Annotated in this window: 4 protein-coding genes and 1 pseudogene; 1 reads left to right on the forward strand and 4 read right to left on the reverse strand. The window is 66.5% G+C overall.

All coding sequences use genetic code 11. From position 1 onward, the window contains the following. From ABW137_RS27080 to ABW137_RS27095, 4 genes and pseudogenes are all read right to left on the reverse strand, one after another. Positions 1–279 (reverse strand): annotated as a pseudogene (locus ABW137_RS27080) (DUF4129 domain-containing protein); the annotation flags it as partial. A 43-nt stretch (positions 280–322) separates the two neighbouring features. Further along, positions 323–1,669 (reverse strand): L,D-transpeptidase, encoded by a 1,347-nt coding sequence (locus ABW137_RS27085; RefSeq protein ID WP_526404556.1) that lies wholly within the window; start codon positions 1,667–1,669, stop codon positions 323–325. A 171-nt stretch (positions 1,670–1,840) separates the two neighbouring features. After that, on the reverse strand, positions 1,841–2,158 hold the full coding sequence (gene ricR, locus ABW137_RS27090) for a copper-sensing transcriptional repressor RicR (RefSeq protein WP_526404559.1): 318 nt from the start codon (positions 2,156–2,158) through the stop codon (positions 1,841–1,843). A gap of 11 nt (positions 2,159–2,169) precedes the next feature. Further along, positions 2,170–2,835, reverse strand: coding sequence for a DUF305 domain-containing protein (locus ABW137_RS27095; protein ID WP_526404557.1), 666 nt, complete (start codon positions 2,833–2,835; stop codon positions 2,170–2,172). Between the two features lie 80 nt (positions 2,836–2,915). On the opposite strand from ABW137_RS27095, the gene ilvD reads away from it, so the two are divergent. Then, on the forward strand, positions 2,916–4,276 hold a 1,361-nt coding region (gene ilvD, locus ABW137_RS27100), incomplete at its 3' end, for a dihydroxy-acid dehydratase (protein ID WP_526404558.1).

Raw genomic sequence — 4,276 nt, forward strand, 5'->3', positions numbered from 1 at the left:
GATCATGCGCCACGTCAGCGGCCTGCGCTCACCCGCCAGCTCACGCGGGGGTTCGCCCGCAGGGTAGGAGACGGGCCGATTCCGCGACTGCGTGACGACCGCGATCACGATGATCGCCATCGACACCACGAGCATTGCGATGACGGCGAACAGGCTGCCGAGACTGCTGGTCGGCCGGTCGCGCGGCGGCGCCTCCGCGCCGGGCAGGTATCCGTGCAGCGCGGCGGCCGCCACGATCAAGAGCACGATCACGGCGACGACGCGCGGCCGATGGGCCATGACCCATCCTGTGCGTGGTCAGGTCAAGGCCGCAACACTATGGCTAGATCTGCCAGTCCTGGGCGCCGTCGTTCTGGGTGTATGACCCGACCGAGTTCTTGATGACGATGGGGTCGCCACTGCCGAAGTTGTCGTAGAACCACTGCGCGTTGGCCGGGCTGAGGTTGATACAGCCGTGGCTGACGTTGCGCTTGCCCTGGTCACCGACCGACCACGGGGCGCTGTGTACAAACGCGCCGCTGTTGTCGATCCGGACGGCGTTTTGCACCGTCAACTTGTAGCCCTCTGGCGACGTGTTCGGCACGCCGTAGGTCGCGGAGTCCATCACGATGTCGGCGAACTTCTCCAGCACGTAATAGGTGCCGTTCTTGGTCTCGTGCTTGCCGTCGGGCTGGTTGTAGGTGCCGACGGAGCCCGTCACGACGACGGGGTCGCCGCTGCCGAAGTTGTCGTAGAACCACTGCGCGTTGGCCGCGCTGAGGTTGATGCAGCCGTGGCTGACGTTGCGCTTGCCCTGATCTCCCACCGACCACGGCGCGCTGTGCACGAAGATGCCGCTGTTGTCGATGCGGACCGCATCTTGCACCTTGAGCTTGTAGCCCTGCGGCGAGTTGACCGGCACGCCATAGGTGGACGAATCCATCACGATGTCGGGGAACCGCTCCAACACGTAGTACGTGCCGTTGGGGGTGTCGTTGCCGGTCTTGCCCATCGACATGGGGAACGTCTTCTCGACAACGCCGTTGCGACGGATCTCCATGGTGTGGGTGACATTGTTCGCGTTCGCCACCAGGTAGTCACCGGTGCGGAAGCTCGACTTCGTGCCGCCCGCGTCGATGTTGACGGTGGTGTTGGCGGGCCAAAAGTCCTGCGGCCGCCAGCGCAGTTGGGTGTCGCTGGTCCAGTAGAACCGGCCTGGCACCGGCGGTACCGACGAGATGTGGACGGCCTGCTCGGCCAACGCACGGTCGGCGATGGGGCGGGCGAAGTTGATGTAGATCGGCTTGGCCACACCGACCATGGATCCGTTGACGGGATTGAAGGTCGGCGGCGCGAACACCGGCTCGCCGGTGTACGGGAGCGGGTTCTGCCCGGCTGGCGTGCCCTCGGGGATGGCGGCTGGTGCGCCGTAGTTGTTCAGCGGGACCGCAGCCGCCGGGTTTGGCGCGGCGGGATCGGCCACCGGGGCCAGCGGGTCGGCGGCGACCGGCTGCGGATCCCATGGCATCGGCGGAAGCTGGAACGGCAGCGGCGCCGGCTGATCGATCACGGCAGGATCGGGGCTGACCGCGGGCTCGGCCCAGGCCGACGGCGCATTGACCGCCACGCTGCCCAACAGCCCTGCCGCGAGAACCGCGGTGGCCAATCTCTTCGAACTTCTCTGCGGCATGCGCCACCTCCCATAACAAAATTGCAACCAGTGTCGCACGAGGCGGCCACCGGCTACTGCCGACGGAGTTCGCCGACTGGTGCTCGAAAACCATCCAAAACAGCAGTGAGCTGCTCGTTTGATCGGACCGGGGCCGGGGTTCGTTACGTTCGCCCCATCACGACCGCCCCATCACGACTTCACCAGCCTGGCGATGGCGGCGGACGCCTCGGCGAGCTTCTTGTCGGCCTCGTCGCCGCCCTCGGCGACCGCGTGGGTCACGCAGTGACCGAGGTGCTCGTCGAGAAGCCCCAGCGCCACCGACTGCAATGCGCTGTTCACCGCACTGATTTGAGTCAGGATGTCGATGCAGTACTTGTCGTCTTCGATCATCTTGGCGATGCCCCGGACTTGCCCTTCGATGCGCCGCAATCGCTTCGCGTAGTTCTCCTTGTTGGGCGAGTAGCCATGTCCTGCTCCCTCGTCGGTGTGCTCGACGAGGGACGCCATGTCGTCGTCCGTCACTGTCCCAGCATCTTCTTCATTTGGTCGATCTCCGTGGTCTGCGTCGTCACGATCTGCTCCGCGAGTGCCTTCGCGTCGGGGTTGACGCCGTCGGCGATCTCGGTCTTGGCCATCGCGATGGCACCCTCGTGGTGGCCGATCATGGACTGCAGCCACAGTTGGTCGAACTCGGCTCCCTTGAGTGACTGCAGCTTCGTCATCGACGCCTCGTCGACCATGCCGGGCATGGCGGGCATGTCGGGCATGGCGGGCATGTCTGTGGCGTCGTGGCCCTGGTGGTCTCCCGCCGGGGGCGCGTTCCACTGCACCAGGAACCCCTCCATGGTCTCGATCTCGGGGCCCTGCGCCGCCGAGATGGCGGCGGCCAGGTCGACGACGGCCGGGTCGGAGGACCGGTCGGGCACCAGCTCCGACATCGCCACCGCCTGCTGGTGGTGCGGAATCATGTTGGTGGCGAAGGCAATGTCAGCGGCGTTGTGCGGGGCGGCGCTCTGCGTCATGGCGGGACCGGTCATGGCGGGCGCGGTCATGGCGGGAGAAGCCGCGCTCGACTCGCTGCCGTGATCGGTGTGGCCGTCGCCCGAGGTTTCGGCCGGGCTCGTACACGAGGACAGGACGAAGGCTGCGGCGAGGGCCGCCAGCAGGGCGATCAACGACTTCATGAAAGCCACCGTACCGCATACCCCTCAGGGGTATGCGAAGTAGTTTGGTTGGCGAATGACCGCGGAGGCATACTTGATCAATGCCCTCAGCGCCCTCAGCGTCCTCTCCCGGCCCGACCGGCGAAGCCCCCGACATCAAGCCCCGCAGCCGCGACGTCACCGACGGCCTGGAGAAGACCGCCGCCCGAGGCATGCTCCGTGCGGTCGGAATGGGCGACGACGACTGGGCGAAACCGCAGATCGGCGTCGGTTCGTCGTGGAACGAGATCACCCCGTGCAACATGTCGCTGCAGCGCCTGGCGCAATCCGTCAAGAGCGGCGTGCACTCCGCAGGCGGCTACCCACTCGAGTTCGGCACCATCTCCGTGTCCGACGGCATCTCCATGGGGCACGAGGGCATGCACTTCTCGCTGGTCTCCCGCGAGGTGATCGCCGACAGCGTCGAGACCGTCGTGCAGGCCGAGCGACTCGACGGCACCGTGCTCCTGGCCGGCTGCGACAAGTCGATTCCGGGCATGCTGATGGCCGCCGCTCGACTAAATCTGGCGAGCGTCTTCTTCTACAACGGCTCGATCATGCCGGGCGTCGCGAAGCTCACCGACGGCTCCGAGAGGGAAGTCACGATCATCGATGCCTTCGAGGCGGTCGGTGCGTGCGCACGCGGGCTGATGTCGCGTGCGGACGTGGACATCATCGAACGCGCGATCTGTCCCGGCGAGGGCGCGTGCGGCGGGATGTACACCGCCAACACCATGGCGTCGGCTGCCGAGGCGCTTGGCATGTCGCTGCCGGGCAGCGCGTCCCCGGTGGCCATCGACAAGCGGCGCGACGAGTACGCCCGCAAGTCCGGTGAGGCGGTCGTCGAAATGCTGCGCCGCGGCATCACCACCAGCGACATCCTCACCAAGGAGGCGTTCGACAACGCCATCGCCGTCGTGATGGCATTCGGCGGTTCCACCAACGCCGTGCTGCACCTCCTGGCCATCGCGTGGGAGGCGGGCGTGAAGTTGACCCTCGCGGACTTCACCCGAGTCGGGCAGAAGGTGCCGCACCTTGCCGACGTCAAGCCCTTCGGTCGTCACGTGATGAAGCACGTCGACGAGATCGGTGGCGTGCCCGTCGTCATGAAGGCACTGCTGGACAACGGTCTGCTACATGGTGATTGCCTCACCGTGACGGGTCAGACCATGGCCGAGAACCTGGCCCACATCGAGCCGCCGGACCCCGACGGCAAGGTGCTGCGGGCGATGAACAACCCGATCCACCCCACGGGCGGCATCACGATCCTGCACGGGTCGCTGGCACCCGAGGGTGCCGTGGTGAAGTCGGCGGGCTTCGACTCCGACGTGTTCGAGGGCACCGCAAGGGTTTTCGAGCGGGAACGCGCGGCGCTCGACGCGCTGGAGGACGGCACCATCACGCACGGCGACGTCGTCGTCAT

The organism is Mycobacterium sp. (assembly GCF_040509115.1).
Lineage (GTDB): Bacteria > Actinomycetota > Actinomycetes > Mycobacteriales > Mycobacteriaceae > Mycobacterium.

What these genes read in the sequence shown, in the direction of transcription:
- ABW137_RS27085 (WP_526404556.1), bottom strand. Translation starts at nt 1,669, where the DNA reads ATGCCGCAGAGAAGTTCGAAGAGATTGGCCACCGCGGTTCTCGCGGCA.
- ricR (WP_526404559.1), bottom strand. Translation starts at nt 2,158, where the DNA reads ATGGCGTCCCTCGTCGAGCACACCGACGAGGGAGCAGGACATGGCTAC.
- ABW137_RS27095 (WP_526404557.1), bottom strand. Translation starts at nt 2,835, where the DNA reads ATGAAGTCGTTGATCGCCCTGCTGGCGGCCCTCGCCGCAGCCTTCGTC.